Source organism: Pseudophaeobacter leonis, assembly GCF_002087335.1.
In the GTDB taxonomy this organism is placed as follows: Bacteria; Pseudomonadota; Alphaproteobacteria; order Rhodobacterales; family Rhodobacteraceae; genus Pseudophaeobacter; species Pseudophaeobacter leonis.
Window position 1 is genome coordinate 1 of sequence record NZ_MWVJ01000052.1, and the last position, 19,418, is coordinate 19,418.

19 protein-coding genes are annotated in these 19,418 nt (G+C 54.2%); 8 read left to right on the plus strand and 11 right to left on the minus strand.

The features are described 5' to 3' along the window. Positions 1-26: 26 nt before the first annotated feature. Positions 27-197, minus strand: a complete 171-nt coding sequence (locus B4968_RS23510; RefSeq protein WP_161492584.1) for a hypothetical protein — start codon at positions 195-197, stop codon at positions 27-29. Positions 198-1,089: 892 nt separating this feature from the next. Here B4968_RS23510 and B4968_RS12530 point away from each other — a divergent pair. Then, positions 1,090-2,562 carry a M10 family metallopeptidase gene (locus B4968_RS12530; protein ID WP_083099426.1) on the plus strand — a complete coding sequence of 491 codons (1,473 nt, stop codon included), beginning with the start codon at positions 1,090-1,092 and terminating at the stop codon, positions 2,560-2,562. Between the two features lie 123 nt (positions 2,563-2,685). On the opposite strand, the gene B4968_RS12535 is transcribed toward B4968_RS12530, so the two are convergent. After that, positions 2,686-3,405, minus strand: a complete 720-nt coding sequence (locus tag B4968_RS12535; RefSeq protein ID WP_083099428.1) for a SapC family protein — start codon at positions 3,403-3,405, stop codon at positions 2,686-2,688. Beyond that, positions 3,402-4,103: a SapC family protein gene (locus B4968_RS12540; RefSeq protein ID WP_083099429.1), complete on the minus strand. Its 702-nt coding sequence runs from the start codon at positions 4,101-4,103 to the stop codon at positions 3,402-3,404. Before B4968_RS12540 ends, B4968_RS12535 begins: the two co-directional genes overlap by 4 nt. 49 nt (positions 4,104-4,152) lie before the next feature. Here B4968_RS12540 and B4968_RS12545 point away from each other — a divergent pair, with 49 nt between their 5' ends. The 5 genes from B4968_RS12545 to B4968_RS12565 all read left to right on the plus strand — a co-directional run bounded on the left by B4968_RS12545 (position 4,153) and on the right by B4968_RS12565 (position 11,683). Then, positions 4,153-5,862: a type I secretion system permease/ATPase gene (locus tag B4968_RS12545; RefSeq protein WP_083099431.1), complete on the plus strand. Its 1,710-nt coding sequence runs from the start codon at positions 4,153-4,155 to the stop codon at positions 5,860-5,862. After that, the gene (locus B4968_RS12550) at positions 5,859-7,220 is read left to right on the plus strand and encodes an HlyD family type I secretion periplasmic adaptor subunit (RefSeq protein ID WP_083099433.1); all 1,362 of its coding nucleotides are present in this window, start codon (positions 5,859-5,861) and stop codon (positions 7,218-7,220) included. Before B4968_RS12545 ends, B4968_RS12550 begins: the two co-directional genes overlap by 4 nt. A gap of 531 nt (positions 7,221-7,751) precedes the next feature. After that, entirely contained in the window at positions 7,752-8,060 is a 309-nt protein-coding gene (locus tag B4968_RS12555) for a hypothetical protein (RefSeq protein WP_083099434.1), read from the plus strand. Positions 8,061-8,342: 282 nt separating this feature from the next. Beyond that, positions 8,343-10,610, plus strand: a complete 2,268-nt coding sequence (locus tag B4968_RS12560; protein WP_139792788.1) for a glycosyltransferase family protein — start codon at positions 8,343-8,345, stop codon at positions 10,608-10,610. Continuing rightward, positions 10,607-11,683: a hypothetical protein gene (locus tag B4968_RS12565; RefSeq protein ID WP_083099438.1), complete on the plus strand. Its 1,077-nt coding sequence runs from the start codon at positions 10,607-10,609 to the stop codon at positions 11,681-11,683. Before B4968_RS12560 ends, B4968_RS12565 begins: the two co-directional genes overlap by 4 nt. A 261-nt stretch (positions 11,684-11,944) precedes the next feature. Here B4968_RS12565 and B4968_RS12570 read toward each other — a convergent pair whose 3' ends face one another. The 8 genes from B4968_RS12570 to B4968_RS12605 form a co-directional block, all read right to left on the minus strand. Then, complete coding sequence (locus B4968_RS12570; protein ID WP_139792790.1) at positions 11,945-12,532, minus strand: class I SAM-dependent methyltransferase; 588 nt, start codon at positions 12,530-12,532, stop codon at positions 11,945-11,947. 11 nt (positions 12,533-12,543) lie between these two features. After that, the gene (locus B4968_RS12575) at positions 12,544-14,223 is read right to left on the minus strand and encodes a glycosyltransferase (RefSeq protein WP_083099441.1); all 1,680 of its coding nucleotides are present in this window, start codon (positions 14,221-14,223) and stop codon (positions 12,544-12,546) included. Next, on the minus strand, positions 14,220-14,738 hold the full coding sequence (locus B4968_RS12580; protein WP_083099442.1) for a hypothetical protein: 519 nt from the start codon (positions 14,736-14,738) through the stop codon (positions 14,220-14,222). The genes B4968_RS12575 and B4968_RS12580 overlap by 4 nt, the downstream gene beginning before the upstream one ends. Further along, the gene (locus B4968_RS12585) at positions 14,728-15,306 is read right to left on the minus strand and encodes a hypothetical protein (protein ID WP_161492585.1); all 579 of its coding nucleotides are present in this window, start codon (positions 15,304-15,306) and stop codon (positions 14,728-14,730) included. The genes B4968_RS12580 and B4968_RS12585 overlap by 11 nt, the downstream gene beginning before the upstream one ends. 80 nt (positions 15,307-15,386) lie before the next feature. Continuing rightward, entirely contained in the window at positions 15,387-15,839 is a 453-nt protein-coding gene (locus tag B4968_RS26150; RefSeq protein ID WP_083099446.1) for a glycosyltransferase family 2 protein, read from the minus strand. Beyond that, positions 15,781-16,269 carry a hypothetical protein gene (locus B4968_RS23105; protein ID WP_139792792.1) on the minus strand — a complete coding sequence of 163 codons (489 nt, stop codon included), beginning with the start codon at positions 16,267-16,269 and terminating at the stop codon, positions 15,781-15,783. The genes B4968_RS26150 and B4968_RS23105 overlap by 59 nt, the downstream gene beginning before the upstream one ends. 336 nt (positions 16,270-16,605) lie before the next feature. Then, a complete protein-coding gene (locus tag B4968_RS25250; RefSeq protein WP_277620943.1) occupies positions 16,606-17,103 on the minus strand; it encodes a calcium-binding protein in 498 nt (165 codons plus the stop codon). Between the two features lie 48 nt (positions 17,104-17,151). Continuing rightward, entirely contained in the window at positions 17,152-17,406 is a 255-nt protein-coding gene (locus B4968_RS12605) for a hypothetical protein (protein ID WP_139792794.1), read from the minus strand. A gap of 739 nt (positions 17,407-18,145) precedes the next feature. Between B4968_RS12605 and B4968_RS12610 the strand changes: the two genes are divergently transcribed. Both B4968_RS12610 and B4968_RS12615 read left to right on the plus strand, forming a co-directional pair. After that, entirely contained in the window at positions 18,146-18,670 is a 525-nt protein-coding gene (locus tag B4968_RS12610) for a hypothetical protein (protein ID WP_139792796.1), read from the plus strand. After that, positions 18,667-19,137, plus strand: coding sequence for a hypothetical protein (locus B4968_RS12615; protein ID WP_083099456.1), 471 nt, complete (start codon positions 18,667-18,669; stop codon positions 19,135-19,137). Before B4968_RS12610 ends, B4968_RS12615 begins: the two co-directional genes overlap by 4 nt. Positions 19,138-19,418: the final 281 nt, after the last annotated feature.

The following is a 19,418-nucleotide window of genomic DNA, read 5'->3' on the forward strand; positions in this document are numbered from 1 at the left end:
GGAGCCTCCGGCAAACCCGGTGCAGTTCAGTTTTTTAGACGCTCCCAGTTGACTTCATATTCCACATGCGCGGGTTCAGTGACGCCACTTTCCTTGAAAAAGTAATGAACAGACTTCAGGCCGGCGGTTTTGATAAACTTGTGCAGGGTTGTCGTGCCGGTCCTGGAATCGCCCAGAACGAAGATCATCTTTTTCACTATTTACTTCCTTATCGCAGTTGGCGTCTGAGAGCGCAGTCAGCACATAATATATAGTCGAACTTATACGTCTTAGAAACTTTGTTGCTTAAATCGGCTTGAATTCAGCCTTCTCCTTACCCCAGGCGGAGGTGAGCAGACCCAGGTTGGGGGCGCTGTACGAAAGCTAGTGCATGGTTGGCCCTTGCTCCACTGGGAATATGAACTCTGGCCGCTGAACGTTGCGAAGGCAAGGCCGGGATGATGGACCTCCCTTATCTGTAGGCGCATCGCTGCGCGTCCAGTATGGGCGTAAAAAGGGGCACGACAGCCAGGCCGGATAGCCCCGCCCGCTCTGAAGATCTCCTTTGGAACCTTTCCCCCACCTGGTCCTCAGGCACGCCCTGCGGCGATAACAGGCGCCCGAACGCGGCTGCTGCAGCAATTCGACAACCATTCAATTTTAAACTGAATTTAGCGCAAATGCCCCCCGGGCAGCAGTGTGAGATACGTCAGAGCAGTCTGTCTGTTCAGAGCCGAAGTCTGCAGCGTCCTCCATATCTGAAATAAGATCACGAAATCACAATTTCACCACAAAGCCATCCCGGCTTTGGTCACATTGCGCTGCGAAATTAATCTCATCAGCCAGAACGGCTTGAGTTGAAACTGAATTCCTCAAACCGCTTTATGGGCTTTCTTCCCCTGCTTTAAAACCGCCGCGACACCGCGGGTCTTGATGTTGAGCGCCGAATGGTCGGACTGCTGATGCATCGTCAGAGCACCAAAGAAAACCAGCAGTTTGAATAGGAAAACGCGCTTGCAGACCTGATCTGCAAGAGAATTTTGCGCCTCGTCTAAATCGAGGGCTGTTTCATATTTTACTTATGAAAACAACAGCTTAGGCGTTAAAATCATGTGTGATCTATGTGTAGCAGAAGCAAATGCGGCCGCCTTTGCGCCAAGCAATCAATCTGGTCAGTCTGGTCAGTCAAGCACCACAAGCCTGCGGGACGAGTCATCCTCTCTCCTGTCGACTACCGAACAGATCGCATCCTATCTGACCCAGGAGTACTGGGAAGACAGTGACCGCTCAGAGCGCTCATATGATGTAAGCGCTGGCGGCGAGATTACAGTGGACCTGAGCAACCTGGACGCCACAGGCCGGGAAACCGCACGCATTGCGCTGGACAGCTGGACTGCACTTTCTGGCATCGAGTTCACCAATAGCAGAAATGCTCAGATTGTCTTTGATGATGAAGAGTCCGGTGCCTTCGCTACGTCTATTGTCGACGGGTCAACTATTTTGAGCACAGAGATCAATGTCAGCAGTACCTGGGCCAACCACGGCGGCTATTACCTGCAGACCTATATCCACGAAATCGGCCATGCTCTTGGGCTGGGCCATACAGGCAACTACAATGGTAGCGCAAATTTCAATGACGACGCCTTGTTCGCACATGACAGCTGGCAGATTTCGATCATGTCGTATTTCCGCCAAAGCGATAACCCAAATACAGACGCGACACAGACCTATTTGGCGACGGCGCAACTCGCAGACATCGTAGCCATTCACAGAATTTACGGCACGCCAGACAACGTGGCGACCGGCGATAGCATTTACGGAGACAACACCAACACGGCTCAATTTTACATGGACCTGACCGGTGATCTGGCCGTGACGATCGTAGACAGTGATGGCATCGACACGATTGATCTGGGTTCGCAGTCGTATGATCAGGTGGTGAATCTCAGCGCAGGAAGCTTTTCCGACCTGAACGGCAGATCTGGGAATTTCTCTATTGCTCTGAACACAGTCATAGAAAATGCGGTAACGGGCCGCGGCTCTGACCGCATCATCGGCAATGACGCAAGAAATCATCTGAATGGTGGCGCTGGTGCGGACGAGTTGCTGGGCGATCTTGGCCGCGATATCCTCAAAGGTGGCAAGGGCAATGACCTGTTGCTGGGTGGAAAAGGCTCTGACCGTCTTATTGGTTCGGGCGGGAGCGACGAGCTCATCGGCGGACAGGGGCAGGATACTTTGAAAGGCGCTGCCGGCCGTGACATCCTGGAAGGCGGCAGCGGAGCTGACGTTCTTATTGGTGGCAAGGGCGCCGATGTGTTTGTGTTTTCTTCACTGGCTGATGCTGGCGATGAAATCAGAGATTTTTCCCTGTCTGAAGGCGACCAAATTGATATTTCCGGGTTGCTCGCTGAGGCCGGCACAACTCTTGAAGAGGCGCTGTCAACAGGTCAGCTGACCTTGCAGCACTCTGATCAAACCTGGATTGAATTTGACGCCAATGGCAACGGCGAGGCGGTAGAAATTGCCTATCTCACCAATGTGCCTATCGCTGATGAGCTGGATCATTTCTGGTTTGTTTGAGCGAGCATCCCGCCGACCTGACCGCAATGCGATTGGGCAGTCATGAGGGGCTGTACCGCGCCAAGGTGCATCGCAAAGAACAACAAGGGCCTTGCCCGCAACCCTGGAGTTGGATTTTTCCCTTCAAAATAGAATGCTGGACCCATCAACCAGAAAGTCTTTCAGGTCCAGTTCCGTCTCGTGACCGCCCTCCTTATATTGCTCAACTGGCAAGGGAAAACCCATCGTGTCAGGGGCGATTATCAGATTTTTTTGCGAAAACAACATAATGACAAGAAGCTGAAAGGGGACCGCCCCTCCGGTTGCAACATCAACCCGCGAGGCCATTTTCATGTTTATTCTATAGTCTTGCCCCTTGTTTCGCGGCAACAGGTATCCTCGCTCAATCAGGGTTTTCGCAATCATTGAAAGACGTTTCCGCCCCTGGGCATATTGCGCCAGTGTTTTCCTGAGGGCGGCTCCTTCGGTGTTGCTTCTCGCCTCATCCTCTCCCATTTGCAAATCAATCAGCCGATGCTGCTCGCCGCTTTCGCTGGCGCCAAAGGGGAGCAGGCGAAGAGCAAGAGGCATATAATGCAGCGTCCAGGCGCCGGTGCTGTCGATAGGAGATTTGACGATCTTTTGCCGCCTCAGGTCGAGCATGACCTCAGGCCCGTTGCCGCAGTCCACCACCACTATCGGGAGATGATGCGCGATCAGGTGAAGTTCGCTGAAGGCAACCGGGCAAAACTCCAGATCTTTCCAGGCTGTTGAGTTCCGGTAACTCGGCCAGGCCTCGGTATTGCTTTTGCGCAGCGGGGCGGGGTTTGGGGTGCCGGGCAGATGTTGATACCATGCACTCATGATGTCACCTGAAGGGTCTCGGAAAGGCCGATGATAGAGGCCATTCGGAACAGCGACAAACGTTGCGCGGTCAGGAATGTGAGCACTGTCTTTCGCCCTTCTTTGGGAATTTCCTGCAGCAAAAGCGCGTGGTCCGGCGCTTGCACTGCTGCGGTGAATTCAGGAACACGGTGCTGCTCGCATAGGTCCTGCGGCATCCCGACGGTTTCCAGCATGTTGTGCCGGGTCAGGGCTTTGGTCAGGGCCTTTTCCCAACCCAGACTGCGCCGGAAACGTTCAAGCGCTTTGAGCTTCAATTCTGCGCCGAGCTGAAAGTTGCCAAGGTGGTCATAGACATAGGCGCCGATGTTGCGCTCAGACGTTGGAGCCACCCGCTCCATCCCAATTTCAAGTTCGCCAGCTGCCAGATTTTTGTACCGGAACGGGTAGGCCTGCAGCAACAAGGGCAAAGCGTCCGCGCCGATCTGCCGGATATGTGGAATTTCTGCGTCTGCCACCAGACTTCTGACCGCGACCAGTTCAAAGTCTCCGACATCATTGCGGCGCCACACGATTGGGTAGCGCCCGCACAGGTTGAACGATTCTTCTATGCAGATGGGAACGAACCGTTCGCACAGAGGAGCCCGATATGAGAAGGGATCAAATATCCGATGAGCAGTTCCCCAAAGCTCTTGAAGTGGGGCAAAAGATTGGTACAAAGTATGAAACCCTTTTGTGGTGTCCTATAATCGGACACTGGGATACTTAATGAATATTACCGGTATTTTAAAGCAATATAGAACGCACTATTTGGTGCTTTGGGGTGTCAGCGCGTTTATCGCGGTTCTGGCTTTGTCCCCGTTTCTGTATCTCATGCAAGTCCATTCACGGGTCTATACCAGCCGTAGCTGGGAAACATTTACCTTCCTTACCGCGCTCGTCGTGTTTTTGTTGGTGGTCTGGGCCGCCCTGGGGTATTTTCGTGACAACGCTCTGTCTGCGATAGGCTTTAAGATCGATCACCAGTTGAGGTCGGTTGTTTTTGACGCGGTGCATCGCAGCGGTCAAAAGGATGCCTTTCGCTCTTATGTGGATATTGCCACGTTCCGTGAGGGGGTTACCGGAAATTTTGTCTCCAGCCTTTTTGATGGAACGCTCACGCCATTGTTCGTGGCCGTCCTGTTTCTGCTTCATCCTGTTTTTGGCTGGGTTTCAGTTGTCTTCATTCTGGTTGTGGCGCTTCTGAGTTATCGCGCGCGTCAAATCTGGAAACAGGCAAAGAAAACCGCCAAACCTCTGGAGGACAGCGCCTTTGCGTTTGGTCTGGCGACGGCGGCAAAACGGGATGTTGTCTGGGCTATGGATCTTTTGCCGGGGGTCCGGCGAGAGTGGAGCAAACTGCAAAACGAAGCCTCCGACGATCTCATGGATGGGAAAATGGCGGGTCGCCGGGTCGAAACCGTTATCAACCTGCTCCAACGTGGACTGATGGTTCTGGTTGTCGGCGTGGGTGGCGTTTTGTTCTTGATGAATGAGGTGACAGCTGAGATTGGGTTTGCAGCATTTATTGTTATGCTGCGTGGTGTTAGCCCGGTTGTGGCCATCGCCAAGAACTGGTCGGTTGTCCAGGAAACCCGCGATGTAATGGATCGTTTGGACACGCTGCTGCGGGACAATCAACCCGAGAAAAAAACCGCCCTGCCCGCGATGACGGGCCATCTCAGTTGCGATCAGGTCGGGTTCAGGATTTCGGCGGGAAAGAGCCTGTTGAACGGGATCCACTTTAGCGTACCTGCGGGGTCCGTGGTTGCGGTAATCGGTCCAAGCGGGGCGGGGAAATCTACGCTGTTGCGATTCCTGGCCGGTGCGGCGCAGCCCACCTCGGGACAGGTCAAGATTGACGGCTTTCCGCTGAACCAATGGCCCGACGCACAGCGCGGGGCCGGCATCGGATATCTGCCGCAATCGGTTGATTTGCTTCCTGGCACCATCGCTCAAAACGTTTCCCGGTTTGCAGCGCAGGGCAAAGAAGAAAACACCGCAATCCTTGAGGCTCTGGGCCGCGCTGGCGCTGTTGAGATGGTGCAGGGCACTGATCGCGGGCTGGATTTCGCGCTGGCACTGGATGGCGCGCCGCTTTCTGGCGGCCAGAGGCAGCGGATTGGCCTGGCGCGCGCATATTATAAAACACCGCGTTTGTTGGTGCTGGATGAGCCGAATTCGGCGCTGGATGCCGCCGGTGAAAAGGACTTGGCTTATAGTATCCTGGAAATGAAACGCGCAGGAACCTCTGTTGTCTTCAGCACGCATAAGACAAACCTGCTGGAAATCAGCGACTACGTTTTGGTGATCAAGGACGGCTACATGCATTCGTTCAGTTCCCGGGACGATGTGATGGGGCGGCTGGAAAAATCAGGCAACCGGATCTTGCCTGCGAATGACGAGGGCGAGGACAAGAGCGCGGGGGGTGCAGCATGACAGCAGGTGCGCCTTCTGAGGCCCTGGTGAACAGGCAGGACACTGCAGACCTGGCAAGAACAGATCTCAAGGACCGGGTGCTAAGACATGCCATTCGGAACTGTATTTTGCTGATTGCCCTCTGCTTTGGCGGGCTCGGCTGGTGGCTTTATTCCGCCCGGCTGGACAGTGCGGCTGTGGCACCGGGCATCCTGGAAAACGCCTCAAGCACCAAGCTGGTTCAGCATCTTGAAGGCGGGATTGTTGCCGAATTCTTCGTCAGGGACGGGCAAAGCGTTGAACAAGGAGATCTTTTGCTGCGTCTGGACCCAACCCGCAGTGAAGCAACGGTTGATCTCTTTAACGTTCAATTGCTGGGGGCGCAGGCCAAGCAAACACGCCTGGCGGCCGAAGTCGACCTGAGCGCTGAGCTGCTGTTTCCGGCGGTCCTGATCGAGAGCGCCAGTCAGCACCCGAAAATTGGCAAATTGCTCAAGGACGAGGCCCGCCAGTTCGAATTGGCACGGACCTCTCTTGAGCAGACGCGCGAGCTGTTCAGGACGCAGATTCAGCAGGCTCATGCCGAAATTGAAGGGCTTGAGTTGCGCGCGGACGTGGCGCGCCGCGCTCTGGTTCTTGTCGAAGAGGACCTCAAGGCGCAGATGATTTTGCTGGAGCGCGGCTTGACCAGTCAGCCAAAGGTGACAGCAATGCTGCGGGACAAATTTGGACTGGAAGAAAAAATCGCCCAGTCAGCGATTGATATTGCGCGCACCAACCAGGCGATTTCCGGACTGCAGTTGCAGATCCGGCAATCGACGGAAACCTATCGCCAGATGGCTGCAGAAGAGCTCGATGTCGTCAGTCGCGACATCCGTTCGCTGGAGCGGGATCTGATTGTCACCAGAGACTCGCTCAAACGGGTTGAGGTGCGCGCCACTGTGAGCGGTACGGTGCAGGAGAGCATTCTGGGAACCATTGGTGCCATCATTCGGCCGGGCGAAACCATTATGAGGATCGCCCCGAGCAGCACCGACTATATCGTTTCAGCCAAGATCAACCCAAATGATATTGAAAACATCCTACCCGGTATTTTGGCCCAAATCACATTTCCTGCGTTTCAAAGTATTGAAATGCAGCCCGCCGAGGGTAAGCTGGTAGCTGTTTCCCGTGACCGGATTGTTGATGTCGCAAGCGGGGAAAATTATTATGAGGCCGAAGTGCATATTTTAGCTGAAACTGTGCCGGAGGAGATAGAGACGCGCCTGGTCGCAGGCATGTCTGTTGCGGTTATTTTGCCTACAGGCAAACGGACGGCCCTTGAGTATGTTTTGACACCTGTTTTGCGGCGTTGGCGCAGTGCTATGCGGGAAGAGTGAGTATTTAAAATGAATTTCTCTATTTTTAAACTGGACGCACGATGATCGAAGATATCAAGCTTGAGGCGGGATTGGCCGTCATTAGATATAAATCTATCGGCAAAAAGGGAAACGCGCTGATAACAGCCGATATTCCACCAGCTCTCGTGGCAGTTTAACCTTGCTCACGGAACCCACTGCGCCTGACGATGCCCTCGCAGCACCGGGGGACTGTTGGGTGGTTCAGTGCCGACGCCCCGCGATTCTCTCCCTGAACATTGAAAGCACGCAGCCCAATACCGCGGCGCGGGGCAGCGTTGTCGTCGAGTAGCTTACAGGCAAATCGCAGCAGGACCGCAGTGCCTCCGGAGAAAGAGAGAAACTTGCGGCGCAATCCATCAATGAGCGACCGGCCGAAACGCGCGGCAGGGTCTCTTCGGCGCAGGATGTGCCTAAAATTATGGCACATGTGCGAATCTTGGTGACATATTTGCCGAAGCTGGCGACTGGGTGCGTGGCGACGGACGCACTGATTCCATTGAAGGTCTTTGCATGCCAACATCCGGCTTTGCCCAGGTCATGATGCGGGATCTGAACACTGGCCAGATTGCTGAGCCGGGTGTTTATCTTGGCAGCAGGGGGCAATTCAGATCCCTTGGCGCGGTGGAAATGTGGCTTCAATCTCCCACGCGGTCCGAAGAAATACGAGTGGAAGCTTTGTTCAAGGAAGCAGGGTGTCGCGAAGCGTCAGGCACCTCGTTTACGCTGGCCGGAATAGATGACCGGGACACTCTTATGGGGCTTAAGATCTGGGTTCAGGCGAAACGAGACAGTTCCGGAATGGAGACGAGAGCCTCGTGAGGGGCGTATGACGAAAGCCGAGGGACTGAACGGATGAAAATTTTCCGAAAGTAATCTTCGCTCGCAGCGGTTGAATAAGGCAGGCGCACCAGGATTTTTATTAATGATCAGAGCCTGCGGACACTCTGATCATCTGGGCTCTCCCGGAGGCCTGGGCCCTGTGAAACATGGACGGCTTACTATAAAAGCACGACTTCAGTACGGAACAAACATCTAAGTAGACCTTCTTTTAATGAGCCGTTAAAATTAATACGTAAAACTTTCAACGTTGAGATATTTTTCATGTCTAATTTAGAATTCCCACAATCCCCTGTTGCCACGCACCCAGATCAGTTGACGATTCAGGACACCGAGGCGATTAACGCAGCGTTTGACATAGACTTTTATCTGGAAAAATATCCGGACGTGAAGACCGCCGGTATAAACCCACTACTGCACTATTTTTTGCATGGGTGGCATGAAGGCCGGGATCCATCGCCTCATTTCTCAACCTCCTATTACCTTGAAAATAATCCCGACATTGCAAAGTCTGGCAACAACCCACTCTGGCACTACGTAACTGTTGGCAGCAAAGAAGGCAGGGCAGCCCGACCTGGAGACACTGCACCTGACCTGGAGCCCAATTTTGAGGCGGCGGCTGTAGAGCCGTTTTTTGACGCGGATTTTTATCTGGCCAAGAACAGTGATGTTGCCGAAGTGGGGCTTGATCCCCTGACCCACTATCTGTTGCAGGGGTGGAGAGAGGGGCGTGATCCGAACCCCGATTTCTCGACAAGCTATTATCTGGAAGAGAACAAGGATGTTTCGGATAAGGGCATTAATCCGTTTTGGCACTATGTGGTGACCGGAAAGGACGAGGGTCGTAAGGCTTGTCCTCCGCTAGAGGTGCAAGAGGCTGGCGCTGAAGAACAGACTGATTCTGAAGAGTTTTCCGAACTAGCTCATATTTCGGAAGAGAAAATTGTCTACGAGATGAATACCATCAATGACGAATTCGACACCGCCTTCTACCTGAGAAAATATCCTGATGTCGAACAGGCGGGGGTTGACCCCCTCATGCATTTTGTTCTTTCGGGATGGAAAGAAGGCCGTGACCCGAATGATGACTTTTCTTTCAGCTACTACCTTGAATCGAACCCTGACATCAAAGACTCCGGGATCAATCCCTTTTGGCACTATATTACCGGTGGTCGTGCCGAAGGCCGAAGCCCACGCCATCCCGGTGGATTTGTCGCTGAAAAGCTGATGACTCAACTGCCTCTTGAAGAACTTGTCACGCATTGGCGCAGTGGGCAGTCGCCGAAAAAATGGCTAGATGCGAAAGACATTTCCAGAAAAATTCTCAAGGCAGTTGGCCGCCAACGCAAAAAAAACCTGTTGTTGACTATTAGTCATGACAACTATCGGGAAATCGACGGTGGCATCCAGTATTGCATACAGCGGGAAGAGGAACTTTCGGCTGAGAACGGCGCTGTTTATCTTAATTTACACCCCTATCAGCCCCTCCCGAGGCTCGCGCATGCAGAAGAGGATCCGGATGTCGCAGTCAATTTGATCCTTGGTCGGGACATGCTGGGGTCTGCCCGCATGAGCCAATTGGTTTTGGCGACCGAGATGTTGGCAACAAAATTGCCGGACATTCATGTGATTATTCACCACCTGCTTGGACATCACACGGAACAGGTGGCCGACTTGGTGCTCGCCACCGGGAAAAACCAATGCCTGTTCTGGGCGCACGACTTCTTCGCCACCTGTCCGAGCTTTTCACTACAACGCAACGATATCACCTTTTGCGGCGCCCCCTCGCTGGACTCCAACGCCTGCTCCCTGTGCCTCTACGGCGCAGAAAGAGCCCGGCATCAAAAGAGAATGCACGCATTTTTCGAACGCCTGGATATTCATGTTCTGTGCCCCTCTGAGTTTTGTGCTGACTTCTGGGCGGCCAGTTTTGGGGTGCAAAAGGCGGGCACGCTTGATGTCCACCAGCACGTGACACTCGATTGGATCGATCGGGAGGGTGAAGACCCAAAAGACGCCGACAAAATCACGATAGCATTTTTGGGATACCCGGCGCGCCACAAGGGATGGAACGTCTTCGACCACTTGTTGAAATGTTTCAAGGATGACCCCGACTTTGATTTTGTTCTCCTGGGCACCAGCACGCCTCCATCGGCCTTTGTAAGGCATGTCCCCGTAAGCGTGACATCAGACAACCCTACCGCCATGATTGATGCTGTTGCAGCAGAGAAGGCCGACATTGTCCTGCATTGGGCGACCTGGCCCGAGACCTTTTCTCTCTCAACCTTTGAAGCCTTGGCCGGGGGCGCTTTTGTCCTCACCAACCCTGGCAGTGGAAACGTGGCCGCGACTGTGAAAAAATTCGGCCGTGGCGCAGTCCTGGACGGAGAAGAGGGCCTCGTGGCTTTTCTTACAGATGGGCGCGGCAAAGACATGGTGAATACGTTGCGTGCCGACCGTAAGAAAAAGATGGCCAACCGAGCCGTGAGCGGAATGAGTTTCGACGTTTTGAATAGGGTGAGCGCCCAATGACCATTCACGCATTTACCAGCTTCTCTTACAGTTACCTCAATCGCGCTCGGGTTCTTGCCAAAACCCTGCGGGCGCAACACCCGGACTGGAAAATCTGGGCGGTCCTGACGGATAAAGAGCCAGAGGGGTTTGTTTTTGATCTTTCTGATGAGGATTTCACCGGCGTCCTTACGGCCGACGATCTTTTTGGTGACTCGCTGGATGCCTGGTTGTTCGGTCATGATATCGTCGAAGCCTGTACCGCTGTAAAAGGACGCGCTTGCGTGCGGCTTCTAAAGGATCCAGACTGCGAAAAGCTGTTTTATTTCGACCCGGATATTGCCTTGTTCAACAGCATGGACCCGGTGGTCGATCTTTTGGATGATTTCTCGATCGTTCTGACGCCTCATCAGGTGGACCCCGAACCACGAAACGAAAAAGGCGCCATCCAGGACAATGAGATCGCGTCCTTAGATTATGGCATTTTCAATCTGGGTTTCGTGGCAATGGCCAACGATGAAGAAGGCAGGCGCTTTGCCCAATGGTGGGATGACCGCCTGTGTGACTGGTGTCACGACCGGTTGGACATCGGCATATTCGTCGACCAGAAATGGTGTAATCTGGTGCCCTGCTTCTTTGACAATGTAAAAGTACTGCGTGATCCGGGCTTCAATGTGGCCAGCTGGAATCTCAGCCAGCGCGACATGCGTTACGATGAGAATGGCGCGGCCCGGATCAACGGAAATCTGCTGCGGTTTTATCATTTCACCAAACTCGGCGCAGTTGGCGACACGATGACGCAACGATATGCGCAGGACAACACGGAGATCTACGAGCTTTGGTGGTGGTATCGTCAGCAGGTTTTGTCGAAAACCGCCCAAGAGGTCCCAAAAGGCTGGTGGTACTATGGAATTTTTGACAACGATGTCAAAGTGCCCAAAAGTGTTCGCGAGCTCTATAGAGAGCGCAAGGACCTCCAGAATGCCTTTGCGGATCCCTTCAAAACAGGAACTGGATCGTTCTATAATTGGCTCTTGGCCGAGACCGATCTGATGGCAGAGGGCAAAGGAGAAAAGGGCTTCACTCCTGTGTGAAGCCTTTTTGAGCCTGGTATCATTGAATAAAAGCCAGCAGACTTGCCGAAACGAGATCCTGCTGGATCTCGCCGGCTGCAAGAAGGGAGTGATTTGCGCAACGCTTAGGTTTCGACGTAAGCGCTGCAATGGCATTGCCGTGTCAACCAGCCAGGGCAGCGTGGTTCTCCTCGGCCAGTTATGTGGCCCGGTCCTGTGATTGGGAGCCTGAAGGGTCACAAATGACGCAGAAACTGTCGCGTGCTCAAACAGCCAAACGGGTCAAATCAGCAAACGTTCCGCCTGACGTAAATACCGAGTGGACTCAAAGCTAGCCGAAGTCCAAAAATCCATTGAACTGCTTGTCTGCGTGCGCACCTCTTCAAATCCGGCGTCCAGAAGATGTTTCGCAAGGTATTCTTCCGTAAACCCCGACCGGTGCGCCATATGGTGGCCGTCCTCGATGACCGATTCACGATGCCCATAGATGATATCGAGGATGGTAATGTCCCCGGCTGGCGATGAATAAATCGGCTTATCCAGGTCGGTTGGGTCGAGATTCTGCACGACCTGTGCCAGGTCCGGGCAGCGAAAGACGGCCACGCCATCACGGCGCAGAACGCGGGCGACTTCTGCCAAAACCAGCGGCACTTCATGGGCATAGAAATGCTCAATCACATGCGAACAATAGACAATCTCTACGGAATTGTCAGCGATGACGCCCTTCAAATCGACCAGAGAGGCCACCGCATCCGGATTGGTTTCCGGGCTGATATCAACGCGGAATTCTGTCCATCCCCGGAACAGGGGGTCGTTTGTTGGCATTGCCAATCGAGGGCCGGAGCCGAGATTCAGGAATGTTTTTTCCACGCAGGCCTCTATTAAATCCAACTTGGGAGATCCGCGCTTGGCTTAATCTCGGATGTGCGCGGCCCGGGCGCCCGGTGGCGCGAACAGAGCGCACGGTAAGGCATTGTATCGGTTGACAAAAGCGGATGAGTGAAGGGGTCGTTCATGATGACGTCTCGCCACCTTAGCCGCAGGTTATGAACTTCGCGCAGCATACGGTTACCAGTGGGGGAGGCCAGCTCGCGGCCACGGCTGACGGATTCAAAATGCTGCACATAGCAATGCGGCGTGAACACCACCCGGTAGCCAGAGCTCTGCAAGCGCAGACAATAGTCCACGTCGTTGAAATTCACGGCAAACAGGGTTTCCTCAAAGCCTCCCAGACTTTGGAACAATGACTTTCTGGTCAGCATCATCGCGCCGGTGACCGCACTGCACTGCCGCGCAACACAGAGCATTTCGCCATATCCGACATCTCCGCGCATCCGGTCTTCGCAGGCATGCGTGGCACCGTTACTGGGGCCCAGCACCACGCCGCCGTGCTGAATGATATCAGAGGCCCGCACCATCAGGGGACCAACGGCCCCGACCGACGGATCCGCGAGACGACTGCAGAGCTCGCTCAGGACACCCTCTTGCGGAAAGCGCACATCGTTATTGAGAAGGCATAGCTGTTCGTGCCGCGCATGCTCCACCGCCAGATTATTGATCTGGGAGAAGCTGAAGCCGTCATCATATTCCAGAAGGCGCACACCGCGATGTTCCAGGTCAGCAAAAATGCCTGCTGTTTCCTGTTCCTGAGAGCCGTTGTCGACGACCAGGATATCCAGATCACAGTCCGGGTTTGAGGTTATCAGACTATCAATGCATTCATACAGCATGGCGCCTTCGGCCCGGGCGGGAATGATAACGCTGACGGCCTGATCGGTGTTCGGGCGTTTGACCTGAACGGCCGGAAACACCCTGTCTGTACGGCTGGTCAACGTGGCACCCGGCGCAAGGGTCGCCAGATGATCACGCAGCACTGGTTCATGCAACCCGGATGTGTCGCCCAGCTGATCTTCATCCAGCAGGCCGCCGGGATGTGGAATGTGCAGGATTTTTGTGCGCAGCCTATCGCTCTGGGCGACATCACCGATCAGAGTCAGGAACATCTCAAACGGCGAACGCGGATTTTTTGACAGGGCCTCCTGCACCAGAGAGCTGCGCGCAGCAAAGCACAAAGCTGCATAGCCCTGTTCCAAAAGGCGCTCCAGATCGAAGGCCGGAAACAGCAGCGGGAACACATCATCGCCCTTGCGCACACCAAGATCAAAATAGGCAAGGTCGCCGGCAACGCCGCGCAGCAGAGGTGCTATGTCCTTGCGCGGGGACACCGCCACATTGCTCACAAGCGTCCAGTCGGATTTTGGGATTTTCCAAAACTGGCCATTTTCTCCAAAACTCTTCCGCTGCTTTGCCGCAACCGGCGCTGCGGTGAGCTTGGGATAATGCTCTGCATATGCGTGCAGGGGAACGCTGTTTTCCAAAATGCGGTCGAGCGCCATATCTGCGCTGCGGGTCCGGCGCCGTCCCTCTGCCGTCAGCCAGGGCTCGCGCATACTGTTGGGATAGGCGATGAAATCCACCGGGCTGCCCTCAACGGCCATGCCGGTCGAGGTCTCCACCCGCAATTTGCGCGGCACTCCATCGGCCAGATCAGCATCAATCAAAAGCTCAAACCCAACACGCCGCCCGTTGGCATTGCTTGATTGCCGATATGTTGCCAGCGGTACAGCCGAGAGCGGCCAACAATCCGGTCGCCGTCATAGGCCAAAATTTCATAAGACGGATGTTTGGAAACCGCATCGTTCAGATGTCCCGTCAGAGTCAGCCCATTGGCGTGGCGCACGCTGACGGCCGTTATATGTGCGCTGGCCTCCCGCCAGGCCTTCATTGATTTCATACGGGTATCTACGATGACATGCCCGGTGTTCAGCACCTTGATCGTCAGGGTATCCGCATCGCGAAACACAGCCTTGTTCAGGTTGAATTCAAATCCGCAGTCGCTGGGCGTTCTGGGGTCGCGGCCCGGCTCCTCTTTGAACATGTCGGCGAAATAGGTCCCCACGAGAGACCCGTTATGAAACAGGCCAACAGCCCAACGGGTCCCAGGTGCCTTTGGGTCAAATACATAACCGCGGACATAGCCTGGCTTGTAAAACGCTGCGCCCGATTCAAATGCCATCGGTAGATTCTTCCAGAAGCTTCAAAACATGTCCTTCAAATGTCTCAAGGACGTCTGGTGTGGCACGGCCAAGGTCCAGATGGTCGATGAGAGTGCCGGAGGCGTCTTTCAGTAGCAATAATGTTCCTTCCTTGTTGCCCTGCAACCTAATCCCGTGATCAATTTTGAGTTTCTGCCCGGCAACCTTTACGGCATTTTTTGAAATTACCGCAAAACGGCGGAAAACCTGTGCGATATCCCGGGTGTCAGGGAGGCCTGAAACGGGGACAATCGGCAAGCGCTCCATCAAAATCCCGCGCCCCTTTGCGTTTGGACGCGTGTCTTTGACCCTCTTTTTGCGGGGCGTCCAATTCGCTTTGGCAACAAGATTTTTTCGAAAGCTATCCAGCGGATCAATCAACGCATAGCGCTCATAGGCCGCTTGGTAGAAAGGGTACTTTCGAACAAGGTGGCGGCGATTTTCTGAGACCAAAGCGCGCTTTCTTGCGCCAACACTTGTGGCGCCCTCATGGCCGACGAAACAATCAACTGCGGCAAGGTGGCGGTATCCCTTTTCCGCCGCCCGCATGCAGTAGTCGACCTCTTCGTAGTAGCCGTCCTGAAATTCGGCTGAAAGAAAGCCCACCTCTTTTATGCAGGGTTCGGAAATCAGCATGGCAAAGCCGTTGCCATTGAATACATCCACGCCAATTTTCGCGTTTTGCTTATAGGCCTGCCTAGCAAGGCCTTCGATCTCCTCCTGAGAGGGCATCCATAAGCTGACAGGGCTTTGGGCACAGAAAAGCTGCCGGCGTTGTTTGATAACGGGGTGACCGTCCCAACATCCGGCTGTTGCAGATGCGCAAGCAGTCGGGACAGGGTTTTGCGCGGCAGATAGGTGTCCGAGTTCAGCAACAGGACCGGGCCTGGGCCAATCGACTGCATCGCCAAATTCACAGCGCCAACGAACCCAAGATTTTGTTCCGTCTGGATGACCGACACGCGTTTGTGGTGCACTGCCGCGTCCAATGTCTTGCGGGTCTTGGATTTTTGCGAGCCGTCGTTAATGATCAACAGCCGGTGCTTTGGGCGTGCGATCCAGCTCGGCAATGACGCTTGCAAGACATCTGCTCAAGATCTTGCCGCCATCATGCACGGGCATAATGATCCAGGGCGCAGCTTTATGTTTTGACCCATCCCCAGGGACCGCTCCACCCTGGGGCAACAGGGGATCCAGGGTCAGGGTCCGGCTGATCGGCCCAGTCTCAACAGTGACATCCCTTGAGGTGCTTGCGGATTTATTCAGGTAATGATCCAGGGCGACGCAGAAGGCACCGTTCAGCTGAATGCCACCCAGAGCCTCCTGAAAGTCAGCCTCCTCCAGCGGGCCGATTGTGGCCGGCTGCGCAATGCCATGAACAACCGTCACCCTATCCACCACATTCAGTGGGGTTTGGAGCACCAGTGGCAGTTGTTCAGGATCTAAGAAGCGAAGGGCCGATTGACGCTGTTTCTCGGAGCTGTCACGCGAAGACATAACGCGTATAGCCAAATCATGCGTTTCCTCTGGTCGTTTATCCCGACCGATCAAACAAGCGGCAAGCAGGAGATCCGGATCGGCACCATCCAACCAGAGTGCAGTTTCCATATCGTGCAAGGCTGCAGTCTGCTCTCCAAGGCGCGCTAAAATACGCGCCCGTAACATCAGGCCCTGGGGGCCAAGCTGTTCAGTGTTTCGATAGGTTTCATGAAAACAGGCAAGGGCCTGCAGATCGCGACCCTTTTTCATAAGGTCAAGAATATGAGATAACCCCATTAAGTCGTATTTTCTCAACTGGCCAAAGAATAAGAGCGAAGCCTTAGCTTCGCTCTTACTTTAATATTCGTCTTAGGCTCCGGAGTCTTCGTCGTCGTCGAAGATGAAGGTCTCGACACCACGCAGTGTGACAACCGATCCGTCAGTGAAGGTAATCGTGGTTGTACCACCATCAAGCACAATGTCGGCATCCGCACGGTCACCTTGCAGATGGACCTCGTCCTCGCCATCACCGCCTCTGATCGTGTCATTGCCACGGGCGTAGAAGACATCGTCGCCACCGCCGCCATTCATCAGATCATCGCCTTTGCCGCCATTCAGCGTATCGGCTCCATCACCGCCTCTGAGGGTGTCGTTGCCGGCACCGCCTTTCAGCTCATCGTCACCATTGCCACCGAGCAGCTTGTCGTCGCCCTCGCCGCCTCTGAGCGTGTCGTTGCCATTACCGCCATCAATGGTATCGTCGCCCTTGCCGCCTGATGCTTTGTCATTGCCATTACCAGCACTGATAGTATCGTTACCGCGGCCGCCGCCGAGCGTATCCTCACCGCCCACCACCAGAGATGTCATCCTCGCCGGCTCCACCTCTGTTGTCATCGTTGGTAGAGCTACCATCAATCACGTCATCACCGCCGGAGCCGGTGGTCGGGTGCTACCGGACCCTACGACCTCTGTCGTAGTCGTGCCGTCGCCGGTGTTTCGCACAATAAAGTCTGCATCATCCGGGGCTTCTTCATCTGGACCAAGCGAGGCGATATTGACTGGCACACCACCGGCACCGTCACCACCATCTCCACCGAAGTCAAAACCGGCTTCTGCCAAGTCCTCAAGTGCAGCTTGAATCTGACCGTCTCGCAGGCCTGAGTCTTCCAAGCCCTGCTGCACGTCAGCTACATCTGTGTACTCATCCACCGCCCTCGGAGAAATTCCTTTAACCCAAATACCCTGAACTGAAAAAATAAATGCGATGCAAGGTATAACAAATTTATATCAAATCTCAGGGTAGAATCACCCTGCGACTGCAGCAATTATTAACCCACCGTTAACTGCTTATCAACAATTTAAAGCGATTTTGAGTTGAATGGCGACTTTCCTCTCACGACCAGGGTTGCGCCGACCTGTCGTAGGTATCAGCCCAGCACGACCGGTTTTCGCTAGGTCTCTGTTTTCAGGAATGAAATGTGATATCTCCTCAAACCACAGGGGCCACCAATTACCTTAGTGGATTTACCCGCAGGCCCGCCCTGCACCGCAAGCCCAAGAGACTCCCAGAGGGGGCCAGGCCGCCAGAGGGAGACAGGCCCCAGAGGGGGCAGACCAGAGCAGCTGGCAGTGCCTGTACCTCGCGTCATGACCGAGGCGTGATGGACCCGTAAAACCAAGAAACAAAAGCGCACAGCGCTGACAATAACGAACAACGCAACATAGGACTTATCGGCATAAATCTGGAACCAGCTGCGTGAAGTCCTCAACTGGCTTGCGTAGCAAAGCGGTTTTGTAAAACCAGGTATTGCACTGCTCAATCGCCAAAAATTGCACCGGACCAGTGGTATCACGCACAAAAAACGCGCATAAACACACAAATAAAAAGTCATTTTACAAAGAGCAGCTCATGAGAACACAAGACGGTCGGCGCCTGATTATCCATGCCGGTATGCATAAAACAGCATCCACGACTTTGCAGGTTGCCTTGTTCCGAAACCGTGCGGCACTTGCGAAAGCAGGCATTGTCTATCCCACGCCTCCGCAGGGCCATGCGCAACACTACCTTCTGTCCGGCTGGAATCCGCAACTGCAAACCACTTACCCGCCGATCCTTTCACCAGAAGAAGATTGGAACACAATCAATGACATAGGCGGCTCAAAGCCTGTGACAGTCATCCTCAGCAGCGAAGAATTCAGTCGCCGCTCCCCAACCCGGATAGACTTTGAAGAGATTGTTCGTAGGACCCCCCGTTTCGACCATCACGAAATCGTTGTGGTGTTGAGAGATCAAATCTCGTTGCTGCAATCTGTTTTTCTGCAAATCAGACAGGGGAACAGTGTGTCAAACTTCTCCGAATGGCTCGGCCAGGCGATCGAAAGCGCGCATAATCCAGGGCTGTTCTTCGACTATTCCCAGCTTCACGCACATTGAGCAAGGCCTTCACAGCGGGTCAGATCAGCTATTTGCCCTACGATACTTTTGACGATCACGACCTGGGTGTCATGGGTACATTTCTTGCACATCTTGGCTACGATGATCTGCCAGGGCTTAAGACCATTGATCGGCGCAATGTCTCCATTGATCCCCTGGGCTATTACCTCAGCCGCGAACTGCTGAACGGTATCCAGCCCACCAAGTTACAATTAGAGCGCGTGACCTCCCTCCTGCATGACAGGCATCCGGATAAGCAAAAGACATCGCTTTACAGCAAAACTGAAGTCGAAACCCTGTCAGAACGCTTTCAGAGCCTGAACCGGTCCTTTGAGGAAGAAACCCGCCAATCGTTGCACGCCTCAATAGCAATGCCTCAAGTGAACAATACAACCCTCTATCGTTGCGAGGTAACTGAGGCAGACAGGCAGGCCATATCGCGCGCTCTGGATACGTTAGCAGAATGAGAAGGCAGAGCCTGGTCACGGCGATCCTACGGTCAAGCTGTCCTGACGTCCCGAGATCCAGGTGCCTCAACCGGCGACAGAAACTGAGCCTCCCCCAAAAAGGGATCCGCCCCTATGTTTAGGAAAGCGGAAGGGTAATCCTCGCGTTTTTTGCGGGACGTGGTCCTATTGGCGATCTGTAGGGCACGGTTATGGGACGAGGGGGTCTCTGGGCGTGCGAGCGATGAGCTGCATGAGTTGATTGATACTGTGTAAGCGTCTGGCGCAGCCGCCCCTATGAA